The following is a 17,019-nucleotide window of genomic DNA, read 5'->3' as shown; positions in this document are numbered from 1 at the left end:
AGTCGTCACCGCTCAGGACGGGGGACCTCCCACCGGGGTGGGTGCGTGTCGGTCAGGGAGCCTGCCCGGGCGGCGCGGTGGACGCGCGCAGCACCAGCGAGGTGTCCAGGGTCCGGTCGAGGTCGTGCACGTCCTCGCCGGCGATCAGGGCGAGGAGCATCTCCGTGGCCTCCTGGCCCATCCGGCGGATCGGCTGCTGCACCGTGGTCAACGAGGGGTCGGCGAGCACGGACTCCGGGATGTTGTCGAAGCCGACCACCGACAGCTGACCAGGCACGTCGATGCCCAGTTCCTGCGCGACCTCCAGCATCGCCAGCGCAGAGAGGTCGTTCGCGGCGAACACCGCGGTCGGTCGATCGGTGCCGGACAGCAGCTCACGAGCCGCCACGCGAGAGAGGTCCGGCTCGAACCCGCCGGACCGCATGAGCGCCTCGTCGACGCGCAGTCCCGCGGCGGCCATCGCATCGCGGTACCCCTGCTCCCGCTGCTGCGCGGACATCAGGTCCGAACGACCGGTGATCATGCCGATCCGGGTGTGCCCGAGCCTGATCAGGTGCTCGACCCCGAGGCGCGCGCCCTGGAGGTTGTCCGCGGCCACGGCGGGCAGCGCCGACGGCCCGGCCTGCGGGTCGACCGCCACCACCGGACCGTCGGCCTGCACGTCGGTGACCGTGGGCGTGACCAGCACCGCACCGTCGACCAAGGTCGCCATCAACCGGGTGAGCGACCGTCTCTCCCAGCCCTCCCGGGCCTCCACGTGGCCACCGGCGGAGTAGGCGATCAACTCGTAACCGGTGCCGTGGATGGCGTCGGCCACGCCCTTGAGGACCTCGGTGCTGAAGGGCTCGAAGTCCATGACGAGCACGCCGATGACGTTGGTGCGACGGTTGCGCAGGCTGCGCGCGACGAGGCTCGCCTCGTAGCCGAGCCGGCCGATCACCCGGGTGACGTGGTCGACCGTCTCCGCCGAGACGCCGTACCGCCCGTTGATCACCTTCGACACGGTGGAGATCGAGACGCCGGCCTCGGCGGCGACCTGCTGCATCGTCACCCTGCCGCGCAACGGAGGCGTGGGGAGGCGCGTGCTCGAGCTCGCGTGCCCGCCCACGAGCAGGCCCGGGACGACCTCGTCCGGTGTCGAGTCGAGCTTCACCGACCACCCTCTCCTGGTCCGGGGTCGACACCGGGTGCCCGGCTCATCCCTTGACCGCGCCCTGGAGCCCACTCACGATGCGCCCCTGCATCGCGAGGAACAGGATGAGCGCCGGGATCATGGCGATGGTGGTGAACGCCAGCACCCCTGCGGTGTCGGCAGAGTACTGGGTCGAGAAGTCGGCCACGCCCAGCGGAAGGGTGCGCGTCTCGCCCCGCAGCAGGAGCAGCGGGAGGAGGTAGGCGTTCCAGGAGGTGACGAAGGCCAGCACCCCGACCGTCACCAGGGCCGGCATCGACAGCGGGACCGCGATCCGCCAGAAGACGCCCACGCGGGTGGCGCCGTCGAGCATGGCCGCCTCCTCGAGCTCCTTCGGCAGCGCCGCCAGGAACGGCCGCAGGATCACCACCGTGACCGGCAGCGCGAACGCCGCCTGCGGCAGCGCGACGCCCCACCACGTGTCGCCGAGCCCCAGGTCCTGGGTGACCAGGATGAACAGCGGGATGATGGCCACCGCGGCCGGGAACAGCAGGCCCAGCACGAAGACCAGGAACAGCGGCTCCCGGAGCTTGAACTGGTAGCGCGCCAGCGGGTAGGCGGCCATCACGCCGGCGAGCACCGCCACCACCGTGGTGATGAGGGCGATCGCGGTCGAGTTGAGCGTGTACTGCCAGAAGGCCCCATTGCTCAGGACGTTGGTGTAGTTGCTGAACACCCACGGGTCGGGGAGCCCGGCGGGGTCGCGTGCCAGCTGGGCGTTGGTGCGGAAGCCGCCGAGGGCGCCGTAGAGCACCGGCCCGAGCGTGACCGCGACGACCACCAGGGCGATCAGGTAGACCAACGGGCCGCCGCGCCCGTACGTGGTTGCTCGCCGTGCCATCAGCGCCGTCCTCCTCTTCGTCCTTGCTCGACCCGGTTCATGCATCGGCCTTCGTGTCGCGACGCAGCACCAGGAACTGGTAGGCCAGCGCCATGGCGAAGCCGATCAGGAAGAGCACGACGGATGCCGCGCCCGCGATCCCGTAGTTGCTGCGCTGGGTCCCCATGCTGATCAGGTAGGTGACCATCGTCGTCGTCGCGTTCGCCGGGCCACCGCCGGTGAGGATCCAGACCATGTCGAACAGCTGCAACGAGCCGATCATCGACAGGAAGACCCAGGTGCGGATGGTGGGCGCGAGGAGCGGGACGGCGATCCGGCGCTGGACCTGCCACCACGAGGCGCCGTCGAGCTGTGCGGCCTCGTGCAGCTCGTCGGGGACGCCCTGCAGCCCGGCGAGGAAGAGCAGCACGGCCAGACCGAGGTACTTCCACGTCAGGACGACGAAGACGGTGGCCAGCGCCAGGTCGGGGGTGCCCAGGAAGCCCTGCTCGGGGACCGGGAGCCCTACCGAGGACACGGCCTGCTCGAGGAGCCCGGTGCGGGGCTGCAGCAGCTGGAACCACACGACGCCGGCGATCACCTCGGCCAGCACGTACGGGACGAAGACGATCGTCCGCAGCAGCCCGCGCCCCTTGATCCGGCGGTTGAGCAGCAGCGCCAGCGCCAGGCCCAGCGGCAGCTGCACCGCGATCGAGGCGAAGACGATGATGAAGTTGTGCATGACCGCGTCGGTGAAGACCTCATCGGTCAGCACGCGCGAGTAGTTGGCCAGGCCGATGAAGTCGTCCATCGGGCCGAAGCCCTTCCAGCTGTACAGCGACATCCGGGCCGCGGAGAAGACCGGGTAGAGGACGAAGAGCGCCATCAACGCCAGTGCTGGCGTCACGAACAGGAGGATCTCGAGGCGCTGCCGGCGCTTGGCGCCCCGGCGACGGCCGGTCACCCGGGGGGCGTCTGCGCCGCCCCGGGTGACCGCTGCGCCGGAGGACGTCGCCGCCGGCGCAGCGGTCACTTCGGTCATCGGTGGATCACTTCTCCAGTTCGGCGGCCTGCATGGTCGCGTCCACGATCTCCTGCGGCGTCGCCTCGCCGGCGAACATGAGGGCGATCGAGTCGTTCATCGCGCCACCGATCGACTGCCCGAAGGCGGTGTCGAAGTACAGCTGGATGTACGGGGCCGCGTCGCGGACCTCGAGCAGCTGGGCGAGCGCCGGGTCGGAGACGGCGCTCGTGGCGGCCGGGTTGGTCGGGAGGCCCATGTCGTTCTCCGCGAACCCGGTCTGCACCTCGTCGGAGAGCAGGTAGTTGACGAGGTCGACCGACCCGTCGGTGGCGCCGGTCGAGACGGCCCACGCGTCGCCACCGCCGAGCTGTGCCTCGGGGTCGCCCTCGCCACCCTCGATGGCCGGGAAGGCGAACCACCCGGTGTTCTCGCCGAGGCCCGCACCGTCATCGGTCAGGCCCTGCATCACGCCGGGCTCCCAGTGACCGGCCAGCTCCATCGCGACCTGGTCGGTGGCGAGCAGGCCGGAGGCGGAGGAGGCGCCCTCCTGCGCCGGCGTGGTGAGGAAGCCGGGGTTGAACGGCTCGGTGTCCAGCAGCTCTGTGAGGACCTCGCCGGCCTGCACGAAGCACTCGTCGGTGAAGTCGAGGCTGGTGACCGCGTCCTCGAGGACGTCCTGGCCGCAGGCGCGCAGCGCCGTGTAGTACCAGTAGTGGGCGGCGGGCCACTTGTCGCCCGCGCCGACCGAGATGGGCGTGATCCCCGCGGCCTTCAGCTGGTCGATGGCGGCGTAGAGCTCCTCCATCGTCTGCGGCGCCTCGGTGATCCCGGCCTGCTCGAAGAGTGCGGTGTTGTACCAGAAGCCCACGACGCCGAGGGAGAACGGCAGCGCGTAGGTCTGGCCGTCGACCTGCCACCCGGAGACGTTGCCGCCGAGCTTGTCGATCACCTCGTCGGACTCCTGGGAGAGGTCCTGGACCAGGCCGGCCTCCACGTGGTCGGCGAGCTCGCCGCCGCCGCGCTCCATGTACACGTCCGGCAGGTCACCGCTCTGGAAGGCGGCCGCCAGCCGGTCGACCATGTCCTCGTGGGCCATGGCCACGACCTCGACCTCGACCCCCGGGTTGGCCTCTTCGAACTCCGTGGCCACCTGCTCGTAGTAGCCCCGGCCGGGCTCGTTGTTGGAGTTGTGCCACCAGGTGATCGTGTTGTCGTCACTTCCTGCTGCGGTGCTGTCCTCACCGCCACCACAGGCAGTTGCCGTGAGCAGCACTGCGCTGCCGCACAGCACCGAGAGAGCTGCTCGCCCCGAACGCCGCATGTCTGACCCCTTCGTCACTTCGCACACCGAGTGGCGTGCAACACGTTGTCGAAGGTGGCAGCGGACACTTGCGTTGTCAATCGATGTCGATAACGATTTCGCACATGACCTCCGACACCGCCGTCCACGCGGTCCGCTCGATCGACGCCACCCTCACGGTCCGGCGGGCGGACGGTTCGCCCTGTGCCGACACCGAGGTGCTGGTCGAACAGGTCCGGCACGAGTTCGCGTTCGGCAACATCGGGTTCGACTTCGTCGGCCTGGCCAACCAGGAGCAGGGGGCGGGCCGGGAGAACGTGTTCGGCGGCGCCGATCCAGCCGCCGCCGGGCGGCTCGAGGAGCTGTTCCTCGACGTCTTCAACACCGCGACGCTGCCCTTCTACTGGGCCGGCTTCGAACCCGCGGAGGGCCGGCCCGACACCGCGCGGCTGCAGGCTGCGGCCCGGTGGTTCCGCGACCGGGGCGTGGCGGTCAAGGGCCACCCGCTGGTCTGGCACACGCTGGCTCCGGACTGGTTGCGGGAGCACACCGACGCCGAGGTCGAGGAGATCGTGCGCGCACGGGTGCGGCGGGAGGTCAGCTCCTTCGCCGGCCTGGTCGACACCTGGGACGCGATCAACGAGGTCGCGATCATGCCGGTGTTCAGCAACGAGGAGCAGCAGAACGCGATCACCCGGCTGTGCCGGCGCATCGGTCGGATCCCCACCATCCGGCTCGCCTTCGACGAGGCGCACGGCGCGGACCCGGCCGCGACGCTGGTCCTCAACGACTTCAACCTCGGCACGGCCTACGAGTGCCTGATCGAGGGCGTCCTGGAAGCCGGGGTGCAGGTGGACGCGATCGGCCTGCAGAGCCACATGCACCAGGGCTACTGGGGGGAGGAGCGGACCCAGGAGGTCTGCGACCGGTTCGCCCGTTACGGGCTGCCGCTGCACTGGACCGAGACCACCCTGGTCTCCGGGGACCTCATGCCGCCCGAGATCGTGGACCTCAACGACCACCAGGTCGACGAGTGGCCGTCCACGCCGGCCGGTGAGCAACGGCAGGCCGACGACGTCGTCCGCCACTACCGGACGCTGCTGGCCCACCCCGCGGTGCAGGCCGTGACCTACTGGGGGATCACCGACGAGGGGGCCTGGCTGGGCGCGCCGGCGGGGCTCGTGCGCGCCGACGGCACCCCCAAGCCTGCCTACGACGCCCTCCGCGGCCTGGTCAAGGAGGACTGGTGGCTGGCCCCGACCCGGCTGCGCACCGACGGCGAGGGCCGGGTGGCCGTGCGCGGCTGGGCCGGCGACTACTCGCTCTCGGCGGCGGGTGGCACGGCCTCCTGGCAGCTGCGGGCCGACGCGCCGATGCCGGCGGTCACCCTGCCCTGACCGGTGCACCACCCTGAGGCCGGGGCAGGATGGTGCGGGCGCAGCGCCCGCCGCGGCCGTCCCCCGGCACAGGCGGCCACTCGGATCGCCGCACCAGCAACGACGACACAGGACGGACTCTCCCAAGCATGGTCACGAACGTCGACAACGGCCCTGCGCTCTGGCGCGACCCGGATGCCCGGTCCGAGGACAGGGTGGCGGACCTCCTCGGCCGCATGACGCTGGAGGAGAAGGTCGCGCAGCTCTACGGCGTGTGGGTGGGCATCGACGCGACCGAGGGTGAGGTCGCCCCGCACCAGCACGAGATGGCCGCGGCGCCGGTGGACTGGGAGGAGCTGATCCGCAGCGGGCTCGGCCAGCTGACCAGGCCGTTCGGTACGGCACCGGTGGACCCGCTGGTCGGGGCCAAGGGCCTGGCGGAGAGCCAGCGGCAGATCATGGCCGCCGGCCGCTTCGGCATCCCCGCCCTGGTGCACGAGGAGTGCCTCACCGGGCTGGCCGCGTGGACGGCGACCGTCTTCCCCTCACCGCTGTGCTGGGCGGCCAGCTTCGACCCGGAGCTCGTGCAGCGCATGGGGGCCCTGATCGGGGAGAACATGCGCCGGCTCGGCGTCCACCAGGGGCTGGCCCCGGTGTTCGACGTCGCCCGCGACCTGCGCTGGGGCCGGGTCGAGGAGACGATGGGCGAGGACCCGCACCTGGTCGGCACGATCGGCAGCGCCTACGTCCGCGGACTGGAGTCCAGCGGCATCGTCGCGACGCTCAAGCACTTCGTCGGCTATTCCGCCTCGCGGGCCGGCCGCAACCTCGCGCCGGTCTCCGCCGGGCCGCGGGAGATCGCCGACGTGTTCCTCCCGCCCTTCGAGATGGCTCTGAAGGCCGGGGCGCGGTCGGTCATGAACTCCTACACCGACATCGACGGGGTGCCCTCGGCAGGGGACCCGGCGCTGCTGACGTCGCTGCTCCGCGAGTCCTACGGGTTCACCGGCACGGTCGTCGCCGACTACTTCTCGATCGCCTTCCTCCAGGCCCTGCACGGTGTCGCCGGCTCGCCCGGGGAGGCCGCCGCGCTCGCCCTCGAGGCCGGGATCGACGTGGAGCTGCCGACGGTGGCCTGCTACGGCCAGCCCCTGGTCGAGGCGGTCCGCGGCGGTGCGGTGGACGAGGCGCTGGTCGACCGGGCGCTGCGCCGGGTGCTGCTGCAGAAGTGCGAGCTCGGCCTGCTCGACGCCGACTGGTCGCCGGACTCGCCGGCGGTCCTGGACGGGGCCGTCTCGCTCGACTCCGCGGAGTCCCGGGCGGTGGCCGGCGACCTCGCCCGCCGCTCGGTCGTGCTGCTGGCCAACGACGGGACGCTGCCCCTCAGCCCCGGGGCGAAGCTGGCGGTGGTGGGTCCCCGCGCGGACACCGCCCAGGCGATGCTCGGCTGCTACTCCTTCCCGATGCACGTGGGCGTGCACCACCCGGAGGTGCCGGTGGGGGTCGACATCCCGACGCTCGCCGAGGCGATGAAGGCCGCGCCGGAGGCCTACGACGTCGTCGTCGCCGAGGGCTGCCCGGTGGTGGGCGGCGACGACGAGGCGATCGCGGCCGCCGCGCGCGCTGCGGCCGAGGCCGACGTGTGCGTCGCCGTCCTCGGTGACCAGGCGGGTCTGTTCGGCAACGGGACCTCCGGTGAGGGCTGCGACGCCGTGGACCTTCGGCTGCCGGGGCGCCAGGAGGAGCTGCTGGAGGCCCTGCTGGCAACCGGCACCCCGGTGGTGCTCGTCCTGCTGGTCGGCCGCCCGTACGAGCTGTCCCGGCAGGTCGACCGGCTCGCCGCGGTGGTGTGCGGCTTCTTCCCCGGTGAGGAGGGCGGCCCCGCGGTCGCCGACGTCCTCAGCGGCCGGGTCGGCCCGTCGGGCCGGCTGCCGGTGAGCTTCCCCCGCGCGGGCAGCAGCCAGCCCGGGACCTACCTCGCCGCGGCTCTCGGCCGGCTCACCGACGTGAGCAGCGTGGACCCGACGCCGCTGTTCCCGTTCGGGCACGGCCTGGGGTACGGCTCGGCCACCTGGGGCGACGTCCGGCTGGGCACCGGCGCGGAGTGGGACACCGCCGGGACCACCGAGGTCGAGGTCGAGCTCCGCAACGACACCGACCGGGAGGTCACCGAGGTGGTGCAGGTCTACCTGCACGACGTCGCCGCCGAGGTGGTCCGTCCCGTGCAGGCGCTCATGGCCGCCCAGCGGGTCGACCTCGCGGCGGGCTGCGCGGCGACCGTGCGCTTCCGGCTGCACGCCGACCTCACCTCCTTCACCGGGCGGGAGGGCGGGCGGATCGTCGAGCCGGGCGAGGTGGAGCTCCGGGTGGGCGCGTCGAGCACCGACGTGCGGCAGGTCCTCCGGTGCACCCTCACCGGCAGCCGCCGCACCGTCGGGTTCGAGCGGCAGCTGCACCCCGAGACGGTCGTCGAGCACCGGCACGACGGCTGATGCCGCACACCGACCTGCCCCTGGAGGAGCTCCGGCGCTACACCCCGCACCTGCCGGCGCCCGACGACCTCCAGGAGTTCTGGGACGCCACCCTGGAGGAGGCGGGGCGGTGGCCGCTGGACGCGTCCTGGACGCCGGTCGACTCCGGGCTGATGACCGTCGAGACCCTCGACGTGTCCTTCGCCGGCGCGGGCGGCTCGCCGGTGCGCGCCTGGCTGCACCTGCCCGCCCGCGCCCTGCGCGGGGACGGGCCGCTGCCCGGGGTGGTCCAGTACCAGGGCTACAACGGCGGCCGCGGGCTGCCGCACGAGCACGTCTTCTGGGCCTCGGCGGGGTTCGCCCAGCTGGTGGTCGACACCCGTGGTCAGGGCAGCGGCTGGACGGTGGGTGACACCGGCGACCCGGTGGGCTCGGCGGCCGCGCAACCGGGGTTCCTGACCCGGGGCGTGCTGTCGCCCCAGGAGTACTACTACCGGCGGGTCTACACCGACGCCGTCCGGGCTCTGGAGGTGCTGCGCGGTCACCCGGGGGTCGACGGCGACCGGGTCGCGGTCGCCGGCATCAGCCAGGGCGGCGGGATCGCGCTGGCCGTCTCGGCGCTCGCGCCGGGGGTGCGGGCGGTCATGCCCGACGTGCCGTTCCTCTGCGACTTCCCGCGAGCCACGCGGATCGCCCCGGGCGATCCGTACGGGGAGATCGTCCGGTACCTCAAGGCCCACCGGGACCGCGTGGACCGCGTCTTCGCGACGTTGAGCTACTTCGACGGCGCGGTGCTCGCCCGCCGGGCCTCGGCGCCGGCGCTGTTCTCCGTGGCCCTCATGGACCAGATCTGCCCGCCGTCCACGGTGTTCGCGGCCTACCACGCCTACGCCGGCCCGAAGGACATCCGGGTCTACCCGTTCAACGACCACGAGGGCGGCGAGGTGCACCAGCAGCGGGAGCAGCTCACCTGGCTGCGCGACCTGCTCCGAGTGCCCGGCCCGGTGGTGGCCGAGCCGGCCACCACGTCCTCGGAGGAGGTCTGATGCTGCACGCACGTCTCACGCTGGACCCGGCGCGACCGGTGGGGCCGGTGTCCCGGCGGCTCTTCGGCGCCTTCGTCGAGCACATGGGCCGCGGTGTGTACGGCGGCATCCACGAGCCGGCGCACCCGACGGCGGACACGGACGGCTTCCGCCGGGACGTGATCGACCTGGTCAAGGAGCTGGGGGTGACGACGGTCCGGTACCCCGGGGGCAACTTCGTCTCCGGGTTCCAGTGGGAGGACAGCGTCGGACCGCGCAGCGAACGCCCCGTGCGGCTCAACCTCGCCTGGCACAGCACCGAGACCAACGAGGTCGGCCTGCACGAGTTCGCGTCGTGGCTGGAGGAGGTCGACGCCGAGCTCATGCTCGCCGTGAACCTCGGCACCCGCGGCACCCTCGAGGCGCTCGATCTGCTCGAGTACGCCAACGTGCCCTCCGGCACGGCGCTGGCGGAACAGCGGATCCGCAACGGGCGCACGGAACCTCTCGACGTGCGGATGTGGTGCCTCGGCAACGAGATGGACGGGCCCTGGCAGCTCGGCCAGCTCTCCGCCGAGGACTACGGCAAGCTCGCCTCCCGGACCGCGAAGGCCATGCGCCAGGTCGACCCGGACCTGCAGCTCGTCGCCTGCGGCTCGTCGGGCGCGGGCATGCCCACCTTCGGGGAGTGGGAGCGGGTCGTGCTGACCCACGCCTACGACGACGTCGACTTCATCTCCTGCCACGCCTACTACGAGGAGAAGGACGGCGACCTGGACTCGTTCCTGGCGTCGGCGACCGACACCGACCACTTCATCGAGACGGTCGTCGCCACCGCCGACCACGTGGGCTCGGTGCGCAGGAGCTCGAAGCGGATGGACATCTCCTTCGACGAGTGGAACGTCTGGTACGCCTCGAGGGTGCAGTCGGGCCTGCCGAAGCGGATCGACGACTGGCCGGTCGCGCCGGCCATCAGCGAGGAGCCCTACACCGTTGCCGACGCCGTCGTCGTCGGCAACGTCCTCATGTCGCTGATCCGCCACGCGGACCGCGTGACCAGCGCCTCGATGGCCCAGCTGGTCAACGTGATCGCGCCCATCGCCGCCGAGCCGCAGGGGCCGGCGTGGCGCAAGACGACGTTCTTCCCCTTCGCGACCACCTCCCGGCTGGCGCGGGGCGTCGCCCTCCAGGTCGAGGTCGACGGCCCGAGCCACGTCACCGCCGAGCACGGCGAGGTGCCGCTGGTCGACGCCGCCGCCACCGCCGACGCCGACGCGGGTGTGGCGGCCGTGTTCCTGGTGAACCGGTCGCAGACCGACGAGGCAGAGGTCTCCGTGGACGTGTCGGCGCTCGGCGTGGGCACCGTCGAGGAGGCGCTGACGCTGTCCGACCCAGACCCGCACGCCGCGAACACCAGCGAGCGGCCGGCGCGGGTCGGGTTGCGGCCGAATCCGCGGGCCACGGTCGCGGACGGCACGCTGCGGGTCACCCTGCCGCCGGTCTCGTGGACGGCGGTGTCCCTCGGCTGAGCGCCGCCGCCGGGACCGTGCGGACCACCGGTCCCGGCGGCCCGGCCGGTCAGGGGGTCAGGAGGGGCGGGCGGTGGAGGCCCGGAGCACCAGGTGCGTGGCCAGCTCGACCCGCTGGGTCTCGAGCCGCGCGCCGGTGATGAGGTCGTGGAGCATGCGGCCGGCCATGCGCCCCATGTCGGCCAGCGGTTGCCGGACGGTGGTCAGCGGCGGCGAGGACCACCGGGCCATCGGCAGGTCGTCGAAGCCGACCACGCTGAGGTCGCCCGGTACGGACAGCCCGGCCTTGCGCGCGGCCTCCAGCACGCCGAAGGCCTGCTCGTCACTGCCGGCGAAGACGGCGGTGGGGCGATCGGCCAGTTCCAGCACCGCCCGCGCCTGCTCGTACCCGCCGGCGTGGTGGAAGTTGCCGTGCCGCACCAGTGCCGGGTCGAAGGGGATGCCGGCCCGATCGAGGGCCGCCCGGTAGCCGTCGATGCGTGCCCGGCTGCAGAGGTAGTCCTGCTGCCCGCCGATCACGGCGATCCGCCGGTGCCCGAGCTCGATGAGGTGCTCGGTCGCGGCGAGGCCGCCGGACCAGTTGGTGGCACCGACGCTGGGCACCTCCTGACCGGGCATGTCGACCGGGTCGATGACGACGACCGGCAGCTTGCAGCCGCCCAGCCGCCGCTGGTCGGCTGCGGTCAGGCGGGAGGTGACCACGATGGCGCCCTGGCGACCGCCGGTGATCAGCTCCTGGACCCAGTCCCCGGCGGAGGACCGGGACCGGGACGTGACCACGACCTCGAGGTCGGCCTCGGTCACCCCCCGCAGGATCTCCATCGCCCACGGGCTGTCCAGCGCGGTGAAGACCACGTCGACGAGCGGGCGGGCCGGCGGCCTGGGGGTCAGGGGGACGTAGTTGTGCTGTTGGAGGACCTGCTGGACGTGCGCCCGGGTGGCGGCTGCGACGTCCTGCTTGCCGTTGAGCACCTTGGAGACCGTCGGCAACGAGACCCCCGCCGCCGCGGCGATCACCGCCAGGGTGGGTCGGTTCGGCTGCTGTGTCACGGGGCCTCCTGGGTCATGGCGCGATGCCTGGCCCGGCTGGACGCCGGGTGTCGGCCGGGGTGATCGTAACTTCGGGCCACTCCTATCGAAAGAGTTTCGGAGACCCCGCACCCACAACGAACCTCGGAGCGCCTTTCGACCACGACCGAGGCGGTCGGACGTCGGGCGGAGCGGGGCGCTGTTCCGGTGGCGTCGGCGCGCTGGACGTGTTCGGATGTGGCCGTTGACACCGGACTGACCGCGTCTTAGGTTGTCGAGAACCGCCCGCAACTTTCGGGCCGCATTGCTGGAACGGTGGGTCGATCGGGGTCGCTGGCTCCCGGCCGACCGGCGGGGTGACACTGTCGGTGTCGTCCTCGTCGGCGAGCACCTGATCGCCCGTCGCAGCACCCGCCGGCTCCGGTCCCACGCCGTCCGGCGGGGACGTCGTCTCCTGCTCCAGAGTCCTTGAGAGGAACCGCCCGATGTCCGACCTGAAGCCCACCCGCGAGGACAAGTTCACCTTCGGCCTGTGGACCGTCGGCTGGCCGGCCGCGGACCCGTTCGGCACCGCCACCCGTGCGCCGGTGGACGTCGTCGAGTCGGTGCACCGCCTCGCCGAGATGGGCGCCTACGGCGTCACCTTCCACGACGACGACGTGATCCCCTTCGGCAGCGACACCGCTGCGCGGGACGCGCACATCAAGCGCTTCCGCACCGCGATCGACGAGACCGGCCTGGTCGTCCCCATGGTGACCACCAACCTGTTCACCCACCCGGTGTTCAAGGAGGGTGGCCTGACCGCCAACGACCGCGAGGTCCGCCGCTACGCGATGCGCAAGGTCATGCGGAACATGGACCTGGCCGCCGAGCTGGGCGCGCAGACCTACGTGCTGTGGGGCGGGCGCGAGGGCGCCGAGGTCGACATGGCCAAGGACCTGATCGCCGCGCTGGACCGCTACGCCGAGTCCATCGACACCCTGGCCGCCTACTCGGAGGCCCGCGGCTACGGCCTGAAGTTCGCGCTGGAGCCCAAGCCGAACGAGCCCCGCGGCGACATCTTCCTGCCCACGATCGGGCACGCGCTGGGCTTCATCGCCAAGCTCGAGCACTCGCACCTGGTCGGCCTCAACCCGGAGACCGGGCACGAGCAGATGGCGAACCTGAACTTCACCCACGGCATCGCCGAGGCGCTGTGGGCCGGCAAGCTGTTCCACATCGACCTCAACGGTCAGCACGGCCCGAAGTTCGACCAGGACCTGGTCTTCGGTCACGGTGACCTGCTGCAGGCCTTCTCCACCGTCGACCTGCTGGAGAACGGCGGCGTCGACGGCGCCCCGGCCTACGACGGCCCGCGGCACTTCGACTACAAGCCGCTGCGCACCGAGGACATGGACGGCGTGTGGCGCTCGGCCGCGGCCAACATCCGCACCTACCTGCTGCTCAAGGAGCGCGCCGCGGCGTTCCGGGCCGACCCGGAGGTGCAGGAGGCGCTGGCCGCTGCGCGGGTGCCTGAGCTGCGCCAGCCCACCCTCGCCGCCGGCGAGACCTTCGAGGACCTGCTGGCCGACCGCTCCGCGTTCGAGGACTTCGACGCCGATGCCGTGGCCAAGCGCGGTGCCGGCGTCGTCCGGGTCGACCAGCTGATGATCGAGCACCTGCTCGGCGCCCGCTGACCTGACCCCGACCGCAGAGAGCAGCAGGAGCAGGTCATGACACTGGTGGCGGGGGTCGACTCGTCGACCCAGTCGTGCAAGGTCGTCGTCCGGGACGCCGAGACGGGTCATCTGGTCCGGGAGGGCCGGGCGAGCCACCCGGAGGGCACCGAGGTCGACCCCGCCGCCTGGGAGGCGGCGCTGCGGACGGCGATCGACGAGGCCGGCGGCCTCGCCGACGTCGCCGCGGTCGCCGTCGGCGGGCAGCAGCACGGGATGGTGTGCCTGGACGCCGACGGCGAGGTCGTCCGCCCGGCGCTGCTGTGGAACGACACCCGGTCCGCCCAGGCGGCCACCGACCTCACCGCCGAGCTCGGCGGCGGGCAGGCCTGGGCCGACGCCGTCGGGCTCGTGCCGGTCGCGTCGTTCACCGTCACCAAGCTCCGCTGGCTCGCCGAGCACGAGCGGGAGAACGCGGACCGGACGGCGGCGGTCTGCCTCCCGCACGACTGGCTCACCTGGCGACTGGCCGGCTCGCCCGGCCTGGACGGACTGGTCACCGACCGGGGCGATGCCAGCGGCACGGGCTACTGGTCGCCGTTCACCGGGGAGTACCGCACCGACCTGCTGGAGCGGGCGTTCGGCGGCCGCACCCCGGTGCTGCCCCGGGTGCTCGGCCCGGCCGAGCGGGCCGGCTCGGTGGCGGCGGGCGCGGTCGCCGCCGACGGCGGCGCCGTCCTCGGCCCGGGGACCGGCGACAACGCCGCCGCGGCGCTCGGCATCAACGCCGAGCCCGGCGACGTCGTCCTCTCCATCGGCACCTCGGGTGTCGTCTCCACCGTCTCCACCACGCCGTCGGCCGACCCGAGCGGCACCGTCGCCGGGTTCGCCGACGCCACCGGCAACTTCCTGCCCCTGGTCGTCACGCTCAACGCCGCCCGGGTGCTGGACGCCACGGCCCGCCTCCTCGGGGTGGACCACGACGAGCTGTCCCGGCTGGCGCTGACCGCGCCCGCCGGCTCCGGCGGCCTGGTCCTGGTCCCCTATCTGGAGGGGGAGCGGACACCGGACAAGCCGTACGCCACCGGTGCACTGCACGGGCTGACCCTGTCGACCGCCGACCCGGCGCACCTGGCGCGCGCCGCGGTGGAGGGGCTGCTGTGCGGCCTGGCCGACGGGCTCGAGGCGATCGCCGCCCAGGGCAACCCGGTGCGCCGGGTGCTCCTGGTCGGGGGCGGAGCGCGCTCCGAGGCAGTGCGCCGGCTGGCACCTGCGGTGCTGGGGGTGCCGGTGCTGGTGCCGCCGCCGGGGGAGTACGTCGCCGACGGCGCGGCCCGCCAGGCGGCGTGGGTGCTGGCCGGTGGGGACGCCCCGCCGGTCTGGCCCGCGACCAGCACGCAGACCTACCAGGCGGACCCGGTCCCGTTCGTGCGCGAGCGGTATGCGGAGGCCCGGGAGATGACCGCCGACCGGGTGTGAGCACCCGACGCCGCCGCCAGGCGGTAGAACATGCACCGCATCTCGACGTCCACGGCACCACCCACTCGGATCGTCCGGCACGTTCCTGCCGGTAGGAGGACACCATGGCCACCGTTACCTTCGACTCCGCGACCCGGATCTACCAAGCGGGTCAGCGACCTGCGGTCGACTCGCTGGACCTGGAGGTCCAGGACGGGGAGTTCCTCGTGCTGGTCGGTCCGTCGGGCTGCGGGAAGTCGACCTCCCTGCGGATGCTCGCCGGGCTGGAGGAGGTCGACGGCGGTCGCATCCTCATCGGGGACCAGGACGTCACCGACGTCGCCCCCAAGGACCGGGACATCGCGATGGTGTTCCAGAACTACGCGCTCTACCCGCACATGACGGTCGCGGACAACATGGGCTTCGCGCTGAAGATCGCCGGGATGGGCAAGGAGGAGCGCCGCGCCCGGGTGGAGGACGCGGCCCGGCTGCTGGACCTGGAGCCCTACCTGGACCGCAAGCCGAAGGCGCTCTCCGGTGGCCAGCGCCAGCGGGTGGCGATGGGCCGGGCGATCGTGCGCAAGCCGCAGGTGTTCCTGATGGACGAGCCGCTGTCCAACCTGGACGCGAAGCTGCGGGTGCAGACCCGCACCCAGATCGCCTCGCTGCAGCGCCGGCTGGGCATCACCACCGTCTACGTCACCCACGACCAGGTCGAGGCGATGACCATGGGCGACCGGGTCGCGGTGCTCAAGGACGGCCTGCTCATGCAGGTCGGTGCCCCCCGTGAGCTGTACGACCGCCCGGCGAACGCCTTCGTGGCCGGCTTCATCGGCTCCCCGGCGATGAACCTGTTGGAGGTGCCGGTCGGCGACGGCGGGGTCCGCTTCGGCGGGGTCCTGCACCCGGTGGCGCGCGACGTGCTGGGTGCCGAGCCCAGGCTCACGCTCGGCGTGCGGCCCGAGGACCTCGACCTCTCCGCCGAGGGTCTGCCGGTGGAGATCGACGTCGTCGAGGAGCTCGGCGCAGACGCGTACCTGTACGGCCGGGCCCTGTTCGAGGACGTGGAGCAGCCGATCATCGCCCGGGTCGACGGCCGACGTCCCCCGCGCGCGGGGGAGATCGTCCACGTGACGGCCCGCCCGGACCACGTGCACCTGTTCTCCCTCGAGTCCGGGGCGCGTCTGGGATGACGGTCCTGCCCACTGGAGAGCAGTTCACCCTCCGCTGCGCCGGGTCCGAGGCGACCGTGGTCGAGGTGGGGGGCGGGCTGCGGTCCTACCACGCCGCCGGCCGGGCCCTCGTGGACGGCTACGGCGAGCACGAGATGGCCGGGAACGTCCGGGGGCACGTGCTCGTGCCCTGGCCCAACCGGCTGGCCGACGGCTGCTACACCTGGGACGGCGAGGAGCACCGGACGCCGCTGAGCGAGCCGGAGCAGGCCAACGCGATCCACGGCCTGGTGCGCTTCTCGGCCTGGCACGTGGTCGACCGGAGCAGCGACGGCATCACGCTGGAGCACCTGCTGCACCCGCAGCCCGGCTACCCGTTCGCCCTGCGCCTCCAGGTGGCCTACGAGCTGTCGACCGAAGGGCTGCGGGTGACCACCACCGCCGTCAACGAGGGTGCGGTCGCGCTGCCCTACGGCGAGGGGCACCACCCTTACCTGGCCGCCGGACCGGGGCTGCGGGTGGACGACTGCGTGCTGGAGTCCCCGGGGCGGACCCGGCTGGAGACCGACGGGCGGGGCATCCCCACCGGCTCGGTCCCGGTGGCCGGCACCCCCTTTGACCTGCGCGGCGGCCGGGCCGTCGGGGACCTGGTCATCGACCACGCCTTCACCGACCTCGAGCGGGACGCCGACGGGCTGGCCTGGGTGCGGTTCACCGGCCCGGACGGGCGTGGCGCCGCGCTCTGGCTGGACTCGGCCTACAGCCACCTGCAGCTGTTCACCGGCGACGTGGTGCCCGAACCGCGCCGCCGGCAGGGGCTGGCCGTCGAGCCGATGACCTGCCCGCCGAACGCCTTCGCCACCGGTGAGTCGGTGATCCGCCTGGAGCCGGGGGAGTCCACCACGGCGACCTGGGGCCTCGCGCCCCTGGGCTGAGCCCGTTCGACCACCTCTCCCGCCGTCCGGCGG

At 72.7% G+C, this 17,019-nt stretch carries 13 protein-coding genes; 8 read left to right on the top strand and 5 right to left on the bottom strand.

Features of this window, described 5'->3' with window-relative positions; all coding sequences use genetic code 11:
* Nucleotides 1-52 precede the first annotated feature (52 nt).
* The 4 genes from O2W18_RS11665 to O2W18_RS11650 all read right to left on the bottom strand — a co-directional run bounded on the left by O2W18_RS11665 (nt 53) and on the right by O2W18_RS11650 (nt 4,309).
* The gene (locus O2W18_RS11665; RefSeq protein ID WP_269187676.1) at nt 53-1,045 is read right to left on the bottom strand and encodes a LacI family DNA-binding transcriptional regulator; all 993 of its coding nucleotides are present in this window, start codon (nt 1,043-1,045) and stop codon (nt 53-55) included.
* 151 nt (nt 1,046-1,196) lie between these two features.
* Nucleotides 1,197-2,033, bottom strand: a complete 837-nt coding sequence (locus tag O2W18_RS11660; protein WP_269187675.1) for a carbohydrate ABC transporter permease — start codon at nt 2,031-2,033, stop codon at nt 1,197-1,199.
* Between the two features lie 37 nt (nt 2,034-2,070).
* Entirely contained in the window at nt 2,071-3,054 is a 984-nt protein-coding gene (locus O2W18_RS11655) for a carbohydrate ABC transporter permease (protein ID WP_269187674.1), read from the bottom strand.
* A 7-nt stretch (nt 3,055-3,061) separates the two neighbouring features.
* Nucleotides 3,062-4,309 carry an ABC transporter substrate-binding protein gene (locus tag O2W18_RS11650; RefSeq protein WP_269187673.1) on the bottom strand — a complete coding sequence of 416 codons (1,248 nt, stop codon included), beginning with the start codon at nt 4,307-4,309 and terminating at the stop codon, nt 3,062-3,064.
* A 152-nt stretch (nt 4,310-4,461) separates the two neighbouring features.
* On the opposite strand from O2W18_RS11650, the gene O2W18_RS11645 reads away from it, so the two are divergent.
* The 4 genes from O2W18_RS11645 (at nt 4,462) to arfA (ending at nt 10,737) form a co-directional block, all read left to right on the top strand.
* Complete coding sequence (locus O2W18_RS11645) at nt 4,462-5,733, top strand: endo-1,4-beta-xylanase (protein WP_269187672.1); 1,272 nt, start codon at nt 4,462-4,464, stop codon at nt 5,731-5,733.
* A 128-nt stretch (nt 5,734-5,861) separates the two neighbouring features.
* Nucleotides 5,862-8,204: a glycoside hydrolase family 3 N-terminal domain-containing protein gene (locus tag O2W18_RS11640; RefSeq protein WP_269187671.1), complete on the top strand. Its 2,343-nt coding sequence runs from the start codon at nt 5,862-5,864 to the stop codon at nt 8,202-8,204.
* Nucleotides 8,204-9,229 (top strand): acetylxylan esterase, encoded by a 1,026-nt coding sequence (locus tag O2W18_RS11635; RefSeq protein WP_269187670.1) that lies wholly within the window; start codon nt 8,204-8,206, stop codon nt 9,227-9,229. The genes O2W18_RS11640 and O2W18_RS11635 overlap by 1 nt, the downstream gene beginning before the upstream one ends.
* Nucleotides 9,229-10,737, top strand: coding sequence for an arabinosylfuranosidase ArfA (arfA, locus tag O2W18_RS11630; protein WP_269187669.1), 1,509 nt, complete (start codon nt 9,229-9,231; stop codon nt 10,735-10,737). Before O2W18_RS11635 ends, arfA begins: the two co-directional genes overlap by 1 nt.
* Before the next feature lie 57 nt (nt 10,738-10,794).
* Here the strand turns inward: arfA and O2W18_RS11625 are convergent, their stop codons facing one another.
* Nucleotides 10,795-11,787 carry a LacI family DNA-binding transcriptional regulator gene (locus O2W18_RS11625; RefSeq protein WP_269187668.1) on the bottom strand — a complete coding sequence of 331 codons (993 nt, stop codon included), beginning with the start codon at nt 11,785-11,787 and terminating at the stop codon, nt 10,795-10,797.
* Nucleotides 11,788-12,251: 464 nt separating this feature from the next.
* Here O2W18_RS11625 and xylA point away from each other — a divergent pair, with 464 nt between their 5' ends.
* The 4 genes from xylA (at nt 12,252) to O2W18_RS11605 (ending at nt 16,986) form a co-directional block, all read left to right on the top strand.
* Nucleotides 12,252-13,442 (top strand): xylose isomerase, encoded by a 1,191-nt coding sequence (gene xylA / locus O2W18_RS11620; protein WP_269187667.1) that lies wholly within the window; start codon nt 12,252-12,254, stop codon nt 13,440-13,442.
* A gap of 36 nt (nt 13,443-13,478) precedes the next feature.
* The gene (xylB, locus tag O2W18_RS11615; protein WP_269187666.1) at nt 13,479-14,900 is read left to right on the top strand and encodes a xylulokinase; all 1,422 of its coding nucleotides are present in this window, start codon (nt 13,479-13,481) and stop codon (nt 14,898-14,900) included.
* A 104-nt stretch (nt 14,901-15,004) separates the two neighbouring features.
* The gene (locus O2W18_RS11610) at nt 15,005-16,072 is read left to right on the top strand and encodes an ABC transporter ATP-binding protein (RefSeq protein WP_269187665.1); all 1,068 of its coding nucleotides are present in this window, start codon (nt 15,005-15,007) and stop codon (nt 16,070-16,072) included.
* Entirely contained in the window at nt 16,069-16,986 is a 918-nt protein-coding gene (locus tag O2W18_RS11605) for an aldose 1-epimerase family protein (RefSeq protein WP_269187664.1), read from the top strand. The genes O2W18_RS11610 and O2W18_RS11605 overlap by 4 nt, the downstream gene beginning before the upstream one ends.
* Nucleotides 16,987-17,019: the final 33 nt, after the last annotated feature.

It is taken from the genome of Modestobacter sp. VKM Ac-2983, assembly GCF_026967885.1.
GTDB lineage: Bacteria > Actinomycetota > Actinomycetes > Mycobacteriales > Geodermatophilaceae > Modestobacter.
Note: the sequence above shows the minus strand (reverse complement) of the source record. Positions and strands in the feature narration are given on the sequence as shown.

Coding starts and splice junctions, on each gene's coding strand:
- O2W18_RS11665 (WP_269187676.1), bottom strand. CDS start 1,045: ATGCAGCAGGTCGCCGCCGAGGCCGGCGTCTCGATCTCCACCGTGTCG.
- O2W18_RS11660 (WP_269187675.1), bottom strand. CDS start 2,033: ATGGCACGGCGAGCAACCACGTACGGGCGCGGCGGCCCGTTGGTCTAC.
- O2W18_RS11655 (WP_269187674.1), bottom strand. CDS start 3,054: ATGACCGAAGTGACCGCTGCGCCGGCGGCGACGTCCTCCGGCGCAGCG.
- O2W18_RS11645 (WP_269187672.1), top strand. CDS start 4,462: ATGACCTCCGACACCGCCGTCCACGCGGTCCGCTCGATCGACGCCACC.
- O2W18_RS11640 (WP_269187671.1), top strand. CDS start 5,862: ATGGTCACGAACGTCGACAACGGCCCTGCGCTCTGGCGCGACCCGGAT.
- O2W18_RS11635 (WP_269187670.1), top strand. CDS start 8,204: ATGCCGCACACCGACCTGCCCCTGGAGGAGCTCCGGCGCTACACCCCG.
- arfA (WP_269187669.1), top strand. CDS start 9,229: ATGCTGCACGCACGTCTCACGCTGGACCCGGCGCGACCGGTGGGGCCG.
- xylA (WP_269187667.1), top strand. CDS start 12,252: ATGTCCGACCTGAAGCCCACCCGCGAGGACAAGTTCACCTTCGGCCTG.
- xylB (WP_269187666.1), top strand. CDS start 13,479: ATGACACTGGTGGCGGGGGTCGACTCGTCGACCCAGTCGTGCAAGGTC.
- O2W18_RS11610 (WP_269187665.1), top strand. CDS start 15,005: ATGGCCACCGTTACCTTCGACTCCGCGACCCGGATCTACCAAGCGGGT.
- O2W18_RS11605 (WP_269187664.1), top strand. CDS start 16,069: ATGACGGTCCTGCCCACTGGAGAGCAGTTCACCCTCCGCTGCGCCGGG.